Origin of the sequence: Nevskia sp. (assembly GCF_023266035.1) — a bacterium.
Lineage (GTDB): Bacteria > Pseudomonadota > Gammaproteobacteria > Nevskiales > Nevskiaceae > Nevskia.
The window spans coordinates 17688-32506 of record NZ_JAHFRY010000036.1 but is presented as its reverse complement, the minus strand read 5'-3'; the positions used below and the strand labels follow the sequence as shown (position 1 = coordinate 32506).

At 59.9% G+C, this 14819-nt stretch carries 28 protein-coding genes; all 28 read right to left on the bottom strand.

Annotation, left to right across the window (positions count from 1 at the left end; all coding sequences use genetic code 11):
* A partial coding sequence (locus Q0D45_RS07550) for a hypothetical protein (protein WP_293390711.1) occupies positions 1–370 on the bottom strand: 370 nt, incomplete at its 3' end.
* A 402-nt stretch (positions 371–772) separates the two neighbouring features.
* Complete coding sequence (gene rplQ / locus Q0D45_RS07545) at positions 773–1162, bottom strand: 50S ribosomal protein L17 (protein ID WP_293390708.1); 390 nt, start codon at positions 1160–1162, stop codon at positions 773–775.
* A gap of 108 nt (positions 1163–1270) precedes the next feature.
* Positions 1271–2257 (bottom strand): DNA-directed RNA polymerase subunit alpha, encoded by a 987-nt coding sequence (gene rpoA / locus Q0D45_RS07540; protein WP_293390705.1) that lies wholly within the window; start codon positions 2255–2257, stop codon positions 1271–1273.
* A 107-nt stretch (positions 2258–2364) separates the two neighbouring features.
* Entirely contained in the window at positions 2365–2985 is a 621-nt protein-coding gene (rpsD, locus tag Q0D45_RS07535; protein ID WP_293390702.1) for a 30S ribosomal protein S4, read from the bottom strand.
* 12 nt (positions 2986–2997) lie between these two features.
* Positions 2998–3402, bottom strand: coding sequence for a 30S ribosomal protein S11 (rpsK, locus tag Q0D45_RS07530; RefSeq protein WP_022978611.1), 405 nt, complete (start codon positions 3400–3402; stop codon positions 2998–3000).
* A gap of 31 nt (positions 3403–3433) precedes the next feature.
* Complete coding sequence (gene rpsM, locus Q0D45_RS07525; protein WP_022978610.1) at positions 3434–3790, bottom strand: 30S ribosomal protein S13; 357 nt, start codon at positions 3788–3790, stop codon at positions 3434–3436.
* Between the two features lie 274 nt (positions 3791–4064).
* Positions 4065–4178, bottom strand: coding sequence for a 50S ribosomal protein L36 (rpmJ, locus tag Q0D45_RS07520; RefSeq protein ID WP_084711652.1), 114 nt, complete (start codon positions 4176–4178; stop codon positions 4065–4067).
* Positions 4179–4227: 49 nt separating this feature from the next.
* Positions 4228–5580 carry a preprotein translocase subunit SecY gene (gene secY / locus Q0D45_RS07515; protein WP_366946372.1) on the bottom strand — a complete coding sequence of 451 codons (1353 nt, stop codon included), beginning with the start codon at positions 5578–5580 and terminating at the stop codon, positions 4228–4230.
* Positions 5581–5610: 30 nt separating this feature from the next.
* Complete coding sequence (gene rplO, locus Q0D45_RS07510; RefSeq protein WP_273453681.1) at positions 5611–6045, bottom strand: 50S ribosomal protein L15; 435 nt, start codon at positions 6043–6045, stop codon at positions 5611–5613.
* A 103-nt stretch (positions 6046–6148) separates the two neighbouring features.
* Entirely contained in the window at positions 6149–6337 is a 189-nt protein-coding gene (gene rpmD / locus Q0D45_RS07505; protein WP_022978607.1) for a 50S ribosomal protein L30, read from the bottom strand.
* 16 nt (positions 6338–6353) lie between these two features.
* On the bottom strand, positions 6354–6869 hold the full coding sequence (gene rpsE, locus Q0D45_RS07500) for a 30S ribosomal protein S5 (RefSeq protein ID WP_022978606.1): 516 nt from the start codon (positions 6867–6869) through the stop codon (positions 6354–6356).
* 4 nt (positions 6870–6873) lie between these two features.
* A complete protein-coding gene (rplR, locus tag Q0D45_RS07495; RefSeq protein ID WP_022978605.1) occupies positions 6874–7230 on the bottom strand; it encodes a 50S ribosomal protein L18 in 357 nt (118 codons plus the stop codon).
* Between the two features lie 94 nt (positions 7231–7324).
* Complete coding sequence (gene rplF, locus Q0D45_RS07490; RefSeq protein ID WP_028475790.1) at positions 7325–7855, bottom strand: 50S ribosomal protein L6; 531 nt, start codon at positions 7853–7855, stop codon at positions 7325–7327.
* Between the two features lie 15 nt (positions 7856–7870).
* Entirely contained in the window at positions 7871–8266 is a 396-nt protein-coding gene (rpsH, locus tag Q0D45_RS07485) for a 30S ribosomal protein S8 (protein WP_293390685.1), read from the bottom strand.
* Between the two features lie 88 nt (positions 8267–8354).
* Positions 8355–8660 (bottom strand): 30S ribosomal protein S14, encoded by a 306-nt coding sequence (gene rpsN / locus Q0D45_RS07480; protein ID WP_022978602.1) that lies wholly within the window; start codon positions 8658–8660, stop codon positions 8355–8357.
* Between the two features lie 14 nt (positions 8661–8674).
* Positions 8675–9214, bottom strand: a complete 540-nt coding sequence (gene rplE / locus Q0D45_RS07475; protein WP_022978601.1) for a 50S ribosomal protein L5 — start codon at positions 9212–9214, stop codon at positions 8675–8677.
* Between the two features lie 41 nt (positions 9215–9255).
* Positions 9256–9582 (bottom strand): 50S ribosomal protein L24, encoded by a 327-nt coding sequence (gene rplX / locus Q0D45_RS07470; protein ID WP_022978600.1) that lies wholly within the window; start codon positions 9580–9582, stop codon positions 9256–9258.
* A gap of 16 nt (positions 9583–9598) precedes the next feature.
* Positions 9599–9964, bottom strand: coding sequence for a 50S ribosomal protein L14 (gene rplN, locus Q0D45_RS07465; RefSeq protein WP_293390679.1), 366 nt, complete (start codon positions 9962–9964; stop codon positions 9599–9601).
* 5 nt (positions 9965–9969) lie between these two features.
* Positions 9970–10278 carry a 30S ribosomal protein S17 gene (gene rpsQ / locus Q0D45_RS07460; protein WP_293390676.1) on the bottom strand — a complete coding sequence of 103 codons (309 nt, stop codon included), beginning with the start codon at positions 10276–10278 and terminating at the stop codon, positions 9970–9972.
* Positions 10275–10493: a 50S ribosomal protein L29 gene (rpmC, locus tag Q0D45_RS07455; RefSeq protein ID WP_022978597.1), complete on the bottom strand. Its 219-nt coding sequence runs from the start codon at positions 10491–10493 to the stop codon at positions 10275–10277. Before rpmC ends, rpsQ begins: the two co-directional genes overlap by 4 nt.
* Before the next feature lie 88 nt (positions 10494–10581).
* A complete protein-coding gene (gene rplP / locus Q0D45_RS07450; protein ID WP_022978596.1) occupies positions 10582–10995 on the bottom strand; it encodes a 50S ribosomal protein L16 in 414 nt (137 codons plus the stop codon).
* 35 nt (positions 10996–11030) lie between these two features.
* A complete protein-coding gene (gene rpsC / locus Q0D45_RS07445; protein WP_022978595.1) occupies positions 11031–11720 on the bottom strand; it encodes a 30S ribosomal protein S3 in 690 nt (229 codons plus the stop codon).
* Positions 11721–11734: 14 nt separating this feature from the next.
* Positions 11735–12079 (bottom strand): 50S ribosomal protein L22, encoded by a 345-nt coding sequence (gene rplV / locus Q0D45_RS07440; RefSeq protein ID WP_293390670.1) that lies wholly within the window; start codon positions 12077–12079, stop codon positions 11735–11737.
* Positions 12080–12089: 10 nt separating this feature from the next.
* Positions 12090–12365: a 30S ribosomal protein S19 gene (gene rpsS, locus Q0D45_RS07435; protein ID WP_022978593.1), complete on the bottom strand. Its 276-nt coding sequence runs from the start codon at positions 12363–12365 to the stop codon at positions 12090–12092.
* A gap of 23 nt (positions 12366–12388) precedes the next feature.
* Entirely contained in the window at positions 12389–13219 is an 831-nt protein-coding gene (gene rplB, locus Q0D45_RS07430; protein ID WP_293390667.1) for a 50S ribosomal protein L2, read from the bottom strand.
* 15 nt (positions 13220–13234) lie between these two features.
* Positions 13235–13537 (bottom strand): 50S ribosomal protein L23, encoded by a 303-nt coding sequence (rplW, locus tag Q0D45_RS07425; RefSeq protein ID WP_028475787.1) that lies wholly within the window; start codon positions 13535–13537, stop codon positions 13235–13237.
* Positions 13538–13548: 11 nt separating this feature from the next.
* Positions 13549–14154, bottom strand: coding sequence for a 50S ribosomal protein L4 (gene rplD, locus Q0D45_RS07420; RefSeq protein WP_293390663.1), 606 nt, complete (start codon positions 14152–14154; stop codon positions 13549–13551).
* Between the two features lie 22 nt (positions 14155–14176).
* A complete protein-coding gene (gene rplC, locus Q0D45_RS07415) occupies positions 14177–14812 on the bottom strand; it encodes a 50S ribosomal protein L3 (protein WP_022978589.1) in 636 nt (211 codons plus the stop codon).
* Positions 14813–14819 lie beyond the last annotated feature (7 nt).

Genomic DNA, 14819 nt, shown 5'->3' with positions numbered 1-14819 from the left:
CGACGACGGGAAGACTGCGGATGATGTCACCGATGTTGGTCTGGCCGGTTTGTTCGATCTGCCGGGCATCGATCGTCTGGATCGGAATCGGGGATTCAAAATTCGCCTGCTTGATGCGCGAACCCGTCACCTGAACGCTTTTCAGCTCTTTCGGTACGTCCTTACCATTTCCCGACGCTGGTGCAGCCGCCGAATCATCAGTGGTGGTTAGCTGAGCCACTTCAACCGGCTGTCCCGCCTGGACCACTTCAATCGCTTGCCCAACTTTGATAACTTCCGCCGCTGCAGCTGTACCGGCAATGGCGCCGACCCCTACGACAAACGCACAACGGGCTGCAAGCCGCAGCCTACCGTCTGCACTCAGATTCATTTTGAAGCTCCCTTACGCAAGTTTTTTAACAGGACCCGACGTGATGGCCCCAAGCCATTCGTTTCGGATGTGTGACCGGCCGAGAATAGTCACGCGGTCTGAACAACGTCAAGGAATCGAAAGCCTGTTGTCAGAGGCCTCGAAAAGCCTTGAAAAGTATGGTTTCAAAGCGCAAGAGGCATGCCATACAACAGGGTCGAACAAAGCGCTGCCAGAACCGACGCCCCGCTACGGAACTGCCATCCGCGCGGATGCATATGGCGATGGGTTTGAACTGAGCAGATGCTGCAGAAGAGCAACCCCGCCCCAGCACCATTCGCACGCCAACTTGCTCGAGGGAGCAAAAACGAAAAAGGGCGCCGAAGCGCCCTTGTTCTTGCAACCAACTTTCGGATACGCCGATCAGGCGTCTGCGCCTTCCGCAGCAGCAGTGGCCGGACGGCCGACGAGTTCGACATACGCCATCGGCGCATTGTCGCCAGGGCGGAAGCCGCAGCGCAGGATGCGCAGGTAGCCGCCCGGGCGCGTCGAGTAACGCGGGCCCAGTTCCAGGAACAGCTTCTGGGTCATGGCGCGGTCACGCAGACGGTTGAACACGATGCGGCGGTTGGCGACGCTGTCATCCTTGGAGCGGGTGATCAGCGGCTCGGCAACGCGGCGCAGTTCCTTGGCCTTCGGAACCGTGGTGCGAATCAGCTCGTGCTGGAACAGGGACACGGCCATGTTCTGCAGATCGGCCTTGCGGTGGCTGGTGGTGCGGCCGAGACGGCGGCCTGCGACTTTATGGCGCATGTTTTAACTCTGTTATCAGTGGCTAGCGGCCGGTGGCCATTCGCGCGGTTGTTTGCAATTACTGGCCTGCGGTATCGACCGCAGACCTCGGAGATTCAGGCAGCGGCCTTACGCAGCAACCTTGGGCGACGACCAGTTGTCGAGCTTCATGCCGAGCTCGAGGTCATGCGCCTTGAGCGCTTCCTTGATCTCGTTCAGCGACTTCTTACCCAGGTTCGGCGTCTTCATCAGCTCGGTCTCGCCGCGCTGCACGAGGTCGCCGATGTAGTAGACGTTTTCGGCCTTGAGGCAGTTCGTCGAACGCACGCCCAGCTCGAGATCGTCGATCGGGCGGAACAGGATCGGATTCAGATCCTTCTTGCCGACAGTGCCGACGATCGGCTCTTCGCCTTCGGCGAAATCGACGAACACCGCCAGCTGATCGCGCAGGATGCGGGCCGCAAAGCGGACTGCATCACCGGCATCAATGCCGCCGTTGGTGTCGACATCGAGGATCAGCTTGTCGAGATCGGTGCGCTGTTCGACGCGAGCACGCTCGACAGAGTAGCTGACCCGACGAACCGGGCTGTACGAAGCGTCGAGCTGCAGCGCGCCGATCGAAACGCCTTCGTCCTCGTTGTTCTGAGCACGAGCGGCTGCCGGCTGATAGCCACGACCGCGCGTGACCTTGAGGGTCATGCTGATCTTGCCGCCGGTCAGATTGGCGATGACCAGTTCCGGGTTGACGATCTCGACATCGTGATCGAGCTGGATATCCGCTGCGGTGATCGGGCCCTTGCCGCTCTTCTCGAGCTTCAGCACGGCCGACTCGCGAGCGTTCATGCGCACGGCGATGTTCTTGATGTTCAGCAGGATGTCGATGACATCTTCCTGCACGCCTTCGACGGCGCTGTACTCGTGCACCACGCCTTCGATCTGCGCTTCGGTGATGGCCGAGCCCGGAACCGAAGACAGAAGAATGCGGCGCAGCGCGTTGCCCAGCGTATGTCCGAAGCCGCGTTCCAGCGGTTCCAGAGTGATGCGCGCGCGATGCGAGGAAATCTGCTCAACATCGACAACACGCGGCTTGAGGAAACTGGCGACGGAACCCTGCATGTAAACACCTCTTGAAACCGAAGACTGGAAGCCGAAATCAAAGGCGCCAGCAGAACAGAACTTCTGTACGCATCAAGGGCCGGCGCGAGCCGACCCAAGACCGTTGCTTACTTCGAGTAAAGCTCGACGACCAGATTTTCGTTGATGTCCTGGACAATCTGGTCGCGTTCCGGCAGTGCCTTGAACACGCCCTTGAGCGCCTTTTCATCAACTTCAACCCATTCCGGCAGACCGATCTGCGCGGCGACCGACAGAGCCTGGGTGATGCGTGTCTGGTTGCGCGACTTCTCGCGAACCTGGATCACGTCGCCAACCTGCACGCTGTACGAAGGAATGTTGACGCTCTTGCCGTTGACCAGAATCGCCTTGTGGCTGACCAGCTGACGGGCTTCGGCGCGGGTGGCCGAGAAACCCATGCGGTAGACCACATTGTCCAGACGACGCTCCAGGAAGCGGAGCAGGTTCAGACCGGTCGCGCCCTTGGTGCGCGTGGCCTTCTGGTAGTAGTTGCGGAACTGACGCTCGAGCAGACCGTACATCTGCTTCAGCTTCTGCTTCTCGCGAAGCTGCAGCGCGTAGTCCGACAGACGCTGCTTGCGCGCGCCATGCTGGCCAGGAGGGGTATCAAGCTTGCACTTGGTGTCCAGCGAGCGACCACGGCTCTTGAGCAGAAGGTCAGTGCCGGCGCGGCGGGCGAGTTTGCAGGTGGGACCGATATAACGTGCCATTTCGATCTCTCCTTACACGCGGCGACGCTTGGACGGACGGCAGCCGTTATGCGGAATCGGCGTCACGTCTGTGATGTTGGTGACCTTGAAGCCGGCGGCGTTCAGCGAACGCACTGCCGATTCACGACCCGGGCCTGGGCCCTTGATACGAACTTCGAGATTCTTAACGCCATGCTCGGCAGCAGCAGTGGCGGCACGTTCGGCGGCAATCTGCGCGGCGAACGGAGTCGACTTGCGCGAGCCCTTGAAACCGCAGGCACCCGAGGTCGACCACGACAGAGCATTGCCCTGGCGATCAGTGATCAGAACGATCGTGTTGTTGAAAGAAGCATGAACATGAGCGATTGCATCGGTCACGTTCTTCTTGACGCGCTTGCGAGCCTTAGCGGCTGCAGCGGCGGCGGAGGTATTGGCCATGAGTCTGGGTGTTCCTGCGTGAGGCTACGCTTTACTTGCGGATGGCTTTGCGCGGACCCTTGCGGGTACGGGCATTGGTACGGGTGCGCTGGCCGCGAACCGGCAGGCCGCGACGATGGCGCTGACCGCGGTAGCAACCCATATCCATCAGGCGCTTGATGCTCATCGACACTTCGCGGCGCAGATCGCCTTCCACCGCAAACTTCGCGATTTCGGCACGCAGCAGATCGAGTTCGCCTTCGGTCAGCGTTTTCAGCTGAACCGCCGGATTGATGTTGGCCGCGTCACAGATCTTGCGCGCACGAGTCGCGCCGATGCCGTAGATCGACTGCAGCGCGATCACGGTGTGCTTGTTGGCCGGGACATTGACGCCCGCAATACGTGCCATCGATAACCTCTTAGAGCTTTGAACCGCTGCGGCGCAGGGAGCCGCAAAGTATACCGGACTCGCCACAGTTCTTTCAAACCGGTGGGTGAGCTGCCAAGGTCGGCGCTATGCGCGCCGTTCCTCTCCGTAACCGACAGCATTCCGTTGAAGCTGGGATACAACATGCAGACCAATGACGCACCTGCACTGAAACTTTCAATCAGCAGCCGAGCAATGCTGGCTGCTGAAATACAAACTTTTAACCGTTCCGCTGGCTGCGGACCGAGGGCCTAGATCAGCCCTGGCGCTGCTTGTGACGGAGATCCGTGCACAGCACGCGAACGACGCCATTCCGGCGAACAACCTTGCAGTTACGGCAAATCTTCTTGACGGAAGCACGAACTTTCATGGCGCGATCTCTACAACCGGTTGCCCGGCCTATTCAGTGATGGGGAAAATCAGCTCGGACGAACCACGCCTGGACGGCCGGCGTTGTTGCTCAAGGACTTCAGGTTCGCCTTCTTCAACAGACCTTCGTACTGATGCGACATCAGATGGGCCTGAAGCTGCGCCATGAAATCCATGACGACGACGACAGTGATCAGCAGCGACGTGCCGCCGAACGTGAAGGGCACGTTGAAATACGTGACCAGAAATTCTGGCGTTAGACATACCGCCGTGATGTAGATCGCGCCAGCTACCGTGAGACGGGTCAGCACATTATCGATGTACTTGGCCGTCTGCAGGCCAGGACGCACGCCAGGCACGAAGGCACCCGACTTCTTCAGATTCTCTGCCGTCTCCCGCGAATCGAATACCAGCGCGGTGTAGAAGAAGCAGAAGAAAATCATCATGAACGCGTACAGGATCGTATACAGCGCCTGACCCGGCGACAGCGCATTGGCCAGCGACTGCATAAACCCGCTACCACCTTCGCCGCCGAAGAACCGCACCATCGACGCCGGGAACAGAATGATGCTTGACGCAAAGATCGGCGGAATCACACCCGCCATGTTCAGCTTCAGCGGCAGATGCTGCGTCTGAGCGGCGAACAGCTTGCGACCCTGTTGACGGCGCGCATGGTGGATCGGAATGCGGCGCTGTGCGCGCTCGACAAAGACCACGAAGGTCGTCACCACGGCCACCAGCACCAGCACCAGGATCGCGATCAGCGGATTCAGCGAACCTTCGCTGATCAGTTGCGCAGTGGAGCCGATCGCCTGGGGCATCGAAGAGACGATACCGGCAAAGATCAGCATCGACATGCCATTACCGATGCCACGCTCGGTGATCTGCTCACCCAGCCACATCAGGAACATCGTGCCAGTGACCAGACTCACTGCTGCCGTGAAGATGAATCCAAAGCCCGGCGACAGCGCAACGCTACCCTGCAGGGCGTACGAAGCACCCACTGCCTGGAACAAGGCCAGACCCAGGGTGCCGTAGCGCGTGTACTTGGTCAGCTTGCGCCGACCGGCTTCGCCTTCTTTCTTCAACTCTTTCAGCGCCGGCGTCGTCGCCGCCATCAGCTGCACGATGATCGACGCCGAGATATACGGCGTCACACCGAGCGCGAAGATCGACAACCGCGAAAGCGCACCACCCGAGAACATGTTGAACATGTCCAGGATCGTGCCCTTCTGCTGGTCGAACAGCTGCGCGAGCTTGGCCGGATCGATTCCCGGAACCGGAATGAACGATCCGATGCGATAGACGATCAGCGCACCGATCAGGAAGAAGATGCGGTTACGCACTTCTCCGATCTTGCTGAGGTCCGGCATCATGCCGCCTGCGCCGGGAGTCTTGGCCATGGAATACGCCTAACAGTCAGATACGACGGATTACTCTGCGACGCTGCCGCCGGCGGCGGTGATCGCTTCGCGGGCGCCCTTGGTGACGCCAACGCCTTTGATCGTGATCTTGCGGGTCAAGGTGCCCGACTTGATCAGCTTCGCCTGCAGGATCTGCGACTGAATGACGCCAGCTGCCTTGAGCACGCCGAGATCGATCTCGGTCTCGGTCATCCGCTCGATGTCCGACAGACGCACTTCAGCCGTCAGCTTGCCGATCGCGGAAGAAAAGCCGCGCTTCGGCAGACGACGCTGGATCGGCATCTGACCGCCTTCAAAGCCGATCTTGCCGCGGCCACCCTTGCGGGCGCGCTGACCTTTGTGACCGCGGCCAGCGGTCTTGCCCATGCCGGAACCGATACCGCGGCCGACGCGAACGCGAGCCGTCTTGGCACCAGCAGCAGGCTTGATCGTATTCAGTTTCATGACAACAGTTCCCAGTGATCAGTGGCCAATGGCCAGTAACAACAGTTCAGCGAATTCGAAACAGACGACCGGTCACTGGCGCAGGCCAATGACCACTGTTGTTTCAGACTTCTTCAATCTTCAGCATGAAGCCAATCTTGTTGACCATGCCCATATTTTCCGCCGTCGCCGGAACCACGACCGACGAATGCATCCGGGTCAGACCGAGGCCGCGCACGCAAGCGCGATGAGCCTGGAGACGACCGAACACGCTTTTGACGAGCGTGATTTTGACTTGCTTGGTAGCGCTCATGGCGATTCCTTAGTCCTTAACCGAGGATTTCTTCAAGAGTCTTGCCACGCTTGGCGGCAATCTCCGACGGCATGTTGAGCTTGCGCAGCGCGTCGACCGTTGCACGCACCATGTTCATCTTGTTGCGCGAGCCGAACGACTTGGCCAGCACGTTCTGCACGCCGGCAACTTCAAACACTGCACGCATCGCGCTGCCGGCAATGACGCCGGTACCGTCGGATGCAGGCTTCATGAATACCCGCGAGGCACCATGGATGCCCCAGATCTCGTGCTGCAGGGTCGCGCCCTTCAGCTCGATCGAAATCATGTTCTTGCGCGCCTTTTCCATCGCCTTCTGGATGGCAACCGGCACTTCACGCGCCTTGCCATAACCGAAGCCGACCTTGCCTGCGCCATCACCGACCACGGTCAGTGCCGTGAAGGTGAACTGCTTGCCGCCCTTGACCGTCTTCGACACACGGTTGACGGCGACCAGCTTTTCCTTGAAATCGCCGCTCTGCGAGTCGTCGAAATTGTAGTTGGGGTTAGCCATTTAATTAAAACTCCAGTCCAGCTTCGCGAGCGGCGTCGGCCAGCGCCTTGATGCGGCCGTGATACTGAAAGCCCGAACGGTCGAAAGCGACCTTCGTGATGCCGGCGGCCTTGGCGCGCTCGGCGATCGTGGCGCCAACCTTCTTCGCGGCTTCGACGTTGCCGGTGCCTTCAAGGCTCTCGGCAACGATCTTCTCGACCGTCGATGCAGCAACCACGGTATGACCAGCGTCACCCGCGATGATCTGCGCATAGATGTGGCGCGGCGTGCGATGCACGGACAGCCGGTGGGTGCCCAGCTCGGCAATCTTTGCACGCGTCCGGCGCGCACGGCGCAGACGGGATTCTTTCTTCGGGCTCATAAAACGATTTCCAGTGACAGATTCCAGTGACCTTCGAGTAGCCGGGTGGCCGGAGGACTAAGCCTGAGCCGACCACTGACCACTGCTTCACTACTTACTTCTTCTTCGCTTCCTTCAGGACGACCTTCTCATCCGAGTAGCGAACGCCCTTGCCCTTGTAAGGCTCTGGCGGACGATAGCTGCGCAGCTTCGCGGCGACCTGGCCAACCATGTGCTTGTCGGCACCCTGGATCAGCACTTCGGTCTGCGTCGGCACGGTGATCGTGATGCCATCCGGCACCATGAAATCGACCGGATGCGACAGACCAACCGCCAGATTCAGCTTCTTGCCGGTCAGCGTGGCGCGATAGCCGACGCCGACCAGAATCAGCTTCTTCTCGTAACCCTTGGTGACGCCAAGGACCATGCTCGCCAACAGGGCGCGCACAGTACCAGACATTGCCGGCGACGACTTGATCGAAGCCTCGGCAATGGTGACGACGCCATTGTTGAGTTCAACCTGCACTTCCTTCGGCAGCGGCAGCGACAGGGTTGCCTTGGCACCCTTCACGCTCAACTCCGAGGCCGAGCTCTTGAACTCGACACCTGCCGGAATGATGACCGGCATTTTTGCGACACGAGACATGTTCGATCTTCCTCTTTAAGCGACGATGCAGACGACTTCGCCGCCCTGACCGGCAGCCCGCGCCTTGCGGTCGCTGAGCATGCCCTGGGACGTCGAAATGATCGCCACACCCAGACCGGCCAGCACGCGCGGCAGCTCATCGCTCGCCTTGTAGATGCGCAGGGACGGCTTGCTGATGCGATCCAGACGCTCGATGACCGGCTTGCCCTGGAAATACTTCAGGGTGACGTTAATCGTCTTCTTCTGGCCTTCGGTCGTAACCGAATACTCGCCGATGTAGCCCTCGTCCTTCAGCACGGCCGCGATGGCCTCGCGCTGCTTCGACGACGGCGACGTGATGAACTTCTTGCGGGCGGACTGACCGTTGCGGATGCGGGTCAGAAAATCGCCGATTGGATCGTTGATGCTCATTGAATGATGTCCAGGGGGTTGGCCGGTGGTCCACCACAGTGCCTTTCAGCGTTGTGGTGCCTCGCCGACAACTGGTTTCAGAAAGTGCTTACCAGCTGGCCTTTTTCAAGCCAGGGATTTCGCCACGCGTTGCTGCTTCGCGAAGCTTGGTGCGCGACAGACCGAACTTGCGGTAGACACCGCGCGAACGACCGGTCACGTTGCAACGGTTGCGCTGGCGAGTCGGGCTCGAATCGCGCGGCAGCTTCTGCAGACTGTCGACAGCCGCCATGCGCTCGTCATACGATGCGGTCGGGTCAACAATCGTCGCCTTCAGCGCATTGCGCTTCTTGGCAAATTTCTTGACGAGTTCGGCGCGGTTCTTCTCGCGCTCCAGCATATTGGTCTTGGCCATGGATCAGACTCGTCTTACTTGCGGAACGGGAAGCTGAAAGCGTCGAGAAGGGCGCGGCCTTCCTCGTCGTTCTTCGCGGTGGTGGTGATCGTGATGTTCATGCCGCGGATGGCGTCGACCTTGTCGTAGTCGATTTCCGGGAAAATGATCTGTTCGGTGATGCCGAAGTTGTAGTTGCCCTGGCCATCGAAGCCAGTCGCCTTCAGACCACGGAAGTCACGGATGCGCGGCAGCGCGATCGCGATCAGACGCTCGAGGAACTCGTACATCTGCTGGCTGCGCAGGGTGACCTTCACGCCGACCGGATAGTTCTCGCGAACCTTGAACGCGGCGATCGAGATGCGGGTCTTGGTGACCACCGGCTTCTGGCCGGCAATCGCGACCATGTTCGCAACTGCGTGTTCGATGACTTTCTTGTCGGAAGTCGCCTCGCCCACGCCCATGTTCAGGGTGATCTTGGTGATCTTCGGAATCGCCATCACGTTGCACTGGAGCTTCTCGCGAAGCGCCGGCGCAACAGTGTTCTGGTAGTACGTCTGCAAATTAGCGGCCATGACCTGTTCTCAATACCAAATACTGACGCAGTGCCCCGGACTCAAGCGTCCAGAACATCCTGGTTCGACTTGAAGTAACGCACCTTGCGACGAGCTTCGCCTTCGCCGAGGAACTTGAAACCCACGCGATCGCCCTTGCCGGTCTTCGCGTTGAACAGCATCACGTTGGACGCGTCGAGCGGCATTTCCTTCTCGACGATACCGCCGCTGATGCCAGCCTGCGGGTTGCCCTTCTGATGCTTCTTGGCCAGGTTCAGGCCTTCAACAATGATCTTGCCGTCATCCTGGACGACGGACACAGTGCCGCGACGGCCCTTGTCCTTGCCAGTGATGACGATGATTTCGTCGCCTTTTTTGATCTTGCGCATGATTTTCTCTACGACTTCAGAGGACTTCGGGGGCCAGCGAAATGATGCGCATGAAACGTTCGCGCAGCTCACGGGTCACCGGTCCGAAAATACGGGTACCGATCGGTTCCAGCTTGGTGGTCAGCAGCACCGCCGCGTTGGTGTCGAAGCGGATGGTCGAGCCATCCGGACGGCGCACGCCCTTCTTGGTACGAACCACAACGGCGTCGTGCACTTCGCCCTTCTTGACCTTGCCGCGCGGGATCGCATCCTTGACGGTGACCTTGATCAGATCGCCGACGCAGGCATAACGACGATGCGTCGAACCCTTGACCTGGATGACCTGGACCACCTTGGCGCCGCTGTTGTCAGCGACCACCAGCATTGATTCCTGTTGGACCATGGCGCTTAGACTCCGGCCTTGGCGGCAGCTTCACGCTGCTGCAATTCGCTGGCGCTCTCGAGCACTTCCACGAGGCGGAAGAACTTCGAACGCGAAATCGGGCGCGTCTCAACGATGGCAACGAGGTCACCCTCGTGGCACTGGTTGTTCTCGTCGTGCGCGTGCAGCTTCGTCGTCTTGCGCAGCAGCTTCCCGTACAGCGGATGCTTGACCGTGCGCTCGACGGCGACCGTGATGGTCTTGTCCATCTTGCTGCTCAGAACGCGGCCGACGATGCGGCGCGCTGCCGGGACCACTTCAGTAACTTCGCTCATGACGCCTTCGCCTGCTTTTGGGCCTGCTGCTGCATGAAGGTCTTGACGCGGGCGATCTTCTTGCGCACGTCGTGAACCAGATTCGACTGGGTAAGCTGGCCGACAGCTGCCTGCATGCGCAGGTTGAACTGCTCCTTGCGCAGCGCCGCCAGTTCAGTCTTCAGATCGGCTGGGGACTTGTCCCGCAGCGTCTTCACAAATTCGGTGGTCTTCATAACTCGGTATCTAGTGACAAGTGGCTAGTGATTAGTAAACGCGGAGACTTTTGACTAGCCACCAGTCACTAGCCACCGACCACTGTAGTTACAGGATCGTGCGATGCACGAAGGTCGTCTTGACCGGCAGCTTTGCGGCTGCAAGGCGGAAGGCCTCGCGCGCATCGACTTCGGTCACGCCTTCGAGCTCATACAACATCTTGCCCGGCTGGATCTTGGCGACCCACCACTCGACGTTGCCCTTACCGGAGCCCATTCGGACTTCCAGCGGCTTACGGGTGACCGGGACGTCCGGAAAGATGCGGATCCACATCTTGCCGCCACGCTTGACGTAACGCGTGATGACACGACGGGCCGCTTCGATCTGGCGAGCAGTGAGCGCACCGCGCTCAGTCGACTTCAGGCCGAACTCGCCGAAGCTGACCTTGTTGCCATTCTGCGCAAGTCCGCGGTTATGGCCCTTCTGCTGCTTTCTAAACTTGGTTCGCTTGGGCTGCATCATGGCAGCACTCTCCTAATTTCTGGCGTGAAGGAAAATCAGGCAGATGCCGGCTCGCCGGCCTCTTCCTTCTTGCCTGCGTGACGATCGGTCTCGAAGACTTCGCCGTTGAAAACCCAGACCTTGACGCCAATGACGCCGTACGTGGTCTTCGCTTCAGCGGTGCCGTAATCAATGTGGGCGCGCAGCGTATGCAGCGGCACGCGACCTTCGCGATACCACTCGGTACGAGCGATTTCAGCGCCGTTCAAACGGCCGCCAACCTGAATCTTGATGCCGCCTGCACCGAGGCGCATGGCATTGGTCACGGCGCGCTTCATCGCACGACGGAACATGATGCGACGCTCGAGCTGCTGGGCAACGCTTTCGGCAATCAGCTTGGAATCGAGTTCCGGCTTGCGGATTTCCTCGACCGAGATGTGAACCGAGTCAGGCTTGAGCGTCATCAGCTTCGACACTTCCTGACGCAGCTTCTCGATGTCCTCGCCCTTCTTGCCGATGACGATACCCGGACGCGCGGTGTGGATCGTGACGCGCGCCGACTTCGCCGGGCGGTCGATCTGCACGCGACTGACCGAAGCCTGCGCCAGCTTCTTGAACAGGAACTCGCGCACCAGGCGATCCTTGTTCAGGTTATCGGCGTAGGCACCGCGCTCGGCGTACCAGTTCGACGTCCAGGCCGTCGAAATGCCAAGACGGAACAGATTCGGATTGATCTTGTGACCCATGAATACTCTTCCCGTTAACTCTTGGTGCTGCCGTCGGAGACGCGAATCGTGACGTGGCTCGTGCGCTTCAGGATGCGGTCTGCACGACCCTTGGCACGCGGCCGGATACGCTTCATCGTCGGGCCTTCATCGACGAAGATCTCGGAGATCTTCAGCTCGTCGACATCGGCACCGTTATTGTTTTCGGCATTGGCAATCGCCGATTCGAGGACCTTGAGCAAGATTCCCGATGCGCGGTTGCGCGAGAACTTGAGCAGGTTCAGCGCCTGATCGACCTTCTGGCCGCGAACCTGGTCAGCGACCAGACGCGCCTTCTGGGGCGAAAGACGAACGAACTTGAGAACAGCCTGGGTCTGCATGTCTGTCTCCTTAGCTCGACTTCTTGTCGCCGGCCGTATGGCCCTTGAAGGTACGGGTCGGCGAGAACTCGCCCAGCTTGTGGCTGATCATGTTCTCGGTGATGAAAACCGGCACGTGGAGACGGCCGTTGTGCACCTGCATGGTCAGACCGACCATGTCCGGCGAAATCATCGAACGACGCGACCAGGTCTTGATCGGCTTCTTGACGCGGCTGCCCTGGGCATCGCTCACCTTCTTTGCGAGATGGTGATCGATGAACGGGCCTTTCTTGACGGAACGCGACATGACGGGCTCTCGAATTACGTGAGTTACTTCTTGTGACGGCTGCGCACGATGAACTTCTGCGTGCGCTTGTTATTGCGGGTCTTGAGACCCTTGGCCTTCTGGCCCCACGGCGAAACCGGGTGCGGATTGCCCTGACCGGACTTGCCTTCACCACCACCGTGCGGGTGATCGACCGGGTTCATGACGACACCGCGGACGGTCGGACGAATGCCCTTCCAGCGCTTGGCGCCAGCCTTGCCGTAATGGCGCAGGTTGTGCTCGCTGTTGGAAACTTCGCCGAGGGTGGCGCGGCATTCCGTATGCACCAGGCGCATTTCGCCCGAACGCAGACGAACCGTCGCGTACTCACCTTCACGAGCGACCAGCTGCACGGCGGCACCGGCCGAGCGCGCCAGCTGGGCGCCCTTGCCGATACGCAGCTCGATGCAGTGAATCGTCGAACCGACCGGAATGTTGCGGATCGGCAGGCTGTTGCCCGGCTTGATCGGCGCATCCGAACCGGACTGGATCGCATCGCCAACGCTCACACCCTTCGGCGCGATGATGTAACGACGTTCGCCATCCTTGTACAGCAGGAGCGCGATGTGCGCGCTGCGGTTCGGATCGTATTCAATCCGCTCGACCTTGGCCGCGATGGAATCCTTGTCACGCTTGAAATCGATCAGGCGATAGTGCTGCTTGTGACCGCCGCCCTGATGACGCGTGGTGATGTGGCCGTGGTTGTTGCGGCCACCGTTCGAGTGCTTGGCCTCGAGCAGCGGCGCATACGGACGACCCTTGAACAGCTCCGGGTGCGTCACTGAAACCACGTGACGGCGACCTGGGCTGGTCGGTTTCATTTTCTGGAGAGGCATTTCTCGTCGCTCCGATTAGCTGTTGGCGCCAGCCAGGAAATCAATTTCCTGACCTTGGGCGAGCGTCACGTAGGCTTTCTTCCAGTCGGAACGAACGCCGGTGGCACCGCCGAAACGCTTGACCTTGCCCTTCACGTTCAGCGTCCGAACCGCTTCAACCTTGACGTTGAAAAGCTTTTCGATCGCCGCCTTGATTTCCGGCTTCTTGGCGTCGCGCAGAACCTTGAACACGGCTTCGTTGCTCTTTTCAGCAGCGCGCGTGCTCTTTTCCGAGACGACCGGCGCCAGGATCAGCTGGTGCAGGCGTTCGCCCGAGATCTTGATCTTGCTCATGACAGCCAGGCCTCCAGCTTCTTGACGGCCGGAGCAGTCAGAAGCACCTTCTTGAATGACAGCAGCGAGACCGGATTGATGCCGTTGACGTCAACCACGTTCACGCGGTGCAGGTTGCGCGCCGACAGGAACAGGTTGTGGTCCAGCGTATCGGTGACGATCAGGATGTCGTTGGCACCAACGACATTCAGCTTCTCGACCAGCGTCTTGGTCTTCGCGGCTTCGACGGTGAAGCTGTCGGCGATGATCAGCGAGCCATTGCGGTTCAGTTCGGAGATGATCGAGCGGATTGCACCGCGATACATCTTCTTGTTGACCTTCTGGCTGTGATCACGCGGCACGGCAGCAAACGTCTTGCCGCCGCCACGCCACAGCGGGCTGCGGATCGAACCGGCGCGGGCCTGGCCCGTGCCCTTCTGCTTCCACGGCTTCTTGCCGCCGCCGCGAACCATTGCTTTCGACTTCTGAGCCTTGGTACCGGCGCGGCTGCCATTCAAATAGGCAGTCACAACCTGGTGCACGAGGGCTTCGTTGTAGTCGACGCCGAAAACGGCGTCAGCCACATTCAGCGTGCTGTTGCTTGAGTGTAGTTGGAGATCCATGTCGCCCAGTCCAATGAACTACTTACTTGACCGTCGGATGCACGACGACGTCGGCACCCTTGTGTCCGGGCACGGCGCCCTTGACGAGCAGCAGATTGCGCTCGACGTCGATGCGGACCACGTCCAGATTCAGGGCACTGATGTTGTCCGAACCCATGTGGCCGGCCATCTTCTTGCCCTTCCAGACCTTGCCCGGACTCTGGCGCTGACCGATGGAGCCCGGCACGCGATGCGACAGCGAGTTACCGTGGCTGGCACGACCGCCGCCGAAATTCCAGCGCTTCTGAACACCTGCGAAGCCCTTGCCGATGCTCACACCCGCCACGTCGACGGCTTTGACGCCCTCGAACGAAGTCACGGTGATCTCGGAACCCGGGACCAGATCGGCGCCCTGGCTGTCATCGAGACGGAATTCCCAGAGACCGCGACCCGCAGCAACACCGGCCTTCTTGTAATGGCCCGCGAGCGGCTTGGAAACGTGGCTGGACTTCTTCTCGCCTGCGGTGACCTGAACGGCGCGATAGCCGTCGGTTTCCACAGTCTTGACTTGAGTGACGCGATTCGGAGTGCATTCGATCACGGTGACCGGGATGGACTCACCCGCCGCCGTGAACACGCGGGTCATGCCCGCTTTGCGCCCAACAATACCAATAGTCATTTGTCTG

What these genes read in the sequence shown, in the direction of transcription:
- rplB (WP_293390667.1), bottom strand. Translation starts at nt 13,219, where the DNA reads ATGCCTCTCCAGAAAATGAAACCGACCAGCCCAGGTCGCCGTCACGTG.
- rpsD (WP_293390702.1), bottom strand. Translation starts at nt 2,985, where the DNA reads ATGGCACGTTATATCGGTCCCACCTGCAAACTCGCCCGCCGCGCCGGC.
- rpmJ (WP_084711652.1), bottom strand. Translation starts at nt 4,178, where the DNA reads ATGAAAGTTCGTGCTTCCGTCAAGAAGATTTGCCGTAACTGCAAGGTT.
- rpmD (WP_022978607.1), bottom strand. Translation starts at nt 6,337, where the DNA reads ATGAGCGCTACCAAGCAAGTCAAAATCACGCTCGTCAAAAGCGTGTTC.
- rplE (WP_022978601.1), bottom strand. Translation starts at nt 9,214, where the DNA reads ATGGCCGCTAATTTGCAGACGTACTACCAGAACACTGTTGCGCCGGCG.
- rplR (WP_022978605.1), bottom strand. Translation starts at nt 7,230, where the DNA reads ATGAGCCCGAAGAAAGAATCCCGTCTGCGCCGTGCGCGCCGGACGCGT.
- rplD (WP_293390663.1), bottom strand. Translation starts at nt 14,154, where the DNA reads ATGGATCTCCAACTACACTCAAGCAACAGCACGCTGAATGTGGCTGAC.
- secY (WP_366946372.1), bottom strand. Translation starts at nt 5,580, where the DNA reads ATGGCCAAGACTCCCGGCGCAGGCGGCATGATGCCGGACCTCAGCAAG.
- rpoA (WP_293390705.1), bottom strand. Translation starts at nt 2,257, where the DNA reads ATGCAGGGTTCCGTCGCCAGTTTCCTCAAGCCGCGTGTTGTCGATGTT.
- rpsQ (WP_293390676.1), bottom strand. Translation starts at nt 10,278, where the DNA reads ATGAGCGAAGTTACTGAAGTGGTCCCGGCAGCGCGCCGCATCGTCGGC.
- rplQ (WP_293390708.1), bottom strand. Translation starts at nt 1,162, where the DNA reads ATGCGCCATAAAGTCGCAGGCCGCCGTCTCGGCCGCACCACCAGCCAC.
- rplP (WP_022978596.1), bottom strand. Translation starts at nt 10,995, where the DNA reads ATGATGCAGCCCAAGCGAACCAAGTTTAGAAAGCAGCAGAAGGGCCAT.
- rplV (WP_293390670.1), bottom strand. Translation starts at nt 12,079, where the DNA reads ATGCAGACCCAGGCTGTTCTCAAGTTCGTTCGTCTTTCGCCCCAGAAG.
- rpsN (WP_022978602.1), bottom strand. Translation starts at nt 8,660, where the DNA reads ATGGCCAAGACCAATATGCTGGAGCGCGAGAAGAACCGCGCCGAACTC.
- rpsK (WP_022978611.1), bottom strand. Translation starts at nt 3,402, where the DNA reads ATGGCCAATACCTCCGCCGCCGCTGCAGCCGCTAAGGCTCGCAAGCGC.
- rpsC (WP_022978595.1), bottom strand. Translation starts at nt 11,720, where the DNA reads ATGGGTCACAAGATCAATCCGAATCTGTTCCGTCTTGGCATTTCGACG.
- rplX (WP_022978600.1), bottom strand. Translation starts at nt 9,582, where the DNA reads ATGCGCAAGATCAAAAAAGGCGACGAAATCATCGTCATCACTGGCAAG.
- rplO (WP_273453681.1), bottom strand. Translation starts at nt 6,045, where the DNA reads ATGAAACTGAATACGATCAAGCCTGCTGCTGGTGCCAAGACGGCTCGC.
- rpsM (WP_022978610.1), bottom strand. Translation starts at nt 3,790, where the DNA reads ATGGCACGTATTGCGGGCGTCAATGTCCCGGCCAACAAGCACACCGTG.
- rpsS (WP_022978593.1), bottom strand. Translation starts at nt 12,365, where the DNA reads ATGTCGCGTTCCGTCAAGAAAGGCCCGTTCATCGATCACCATCTCGCA.
- rpsE (WP_022978606.1), bottom strand. Translation starts at nt 6,869, where the DNA reads ATGGCTAACCCCAACTACAATTTCGACGACTCGCAGAGCGGCGATTTC.
- rplF (WP_028475790.1), bottom strand. Translation starts at nt 7,855, where the DNA reads ATGTCTCGTGTCGCAAAAATGCCGGTCATCATTCCGGCAGGTGTCGAG.
- rpsH (WP_293390685.1), bottom strand. Translation starts at nt 8,266, where the DNA reads ATGAGCATCAACGATCCAATCGGCGATTTTCTGACCCGCATCCGCAAC.
- rpmC (WP_022978597.1), bottom strand. Translation starts at nt 10,493, where the DNA reads ATGAAGACCACCGAATTTGTGAAGACGCTGCGGGACAAGTCCCCAGCC.
- rplC (WP_022978589.1), bottom strand. Translation starts at nt 14,812, where the DNA reads ATGACTATTGGTATTGTTGGGCGCAAAGCGGGCATGACCCGCGTGTTC.
- rplN (WP_293390679.1), bottom strand. Translation starts at nt 9,964, where the DNA reads ATGGTCCAACAGGAATCAATGCTGGTGGTCGCTGACAACAGCGGCGCC.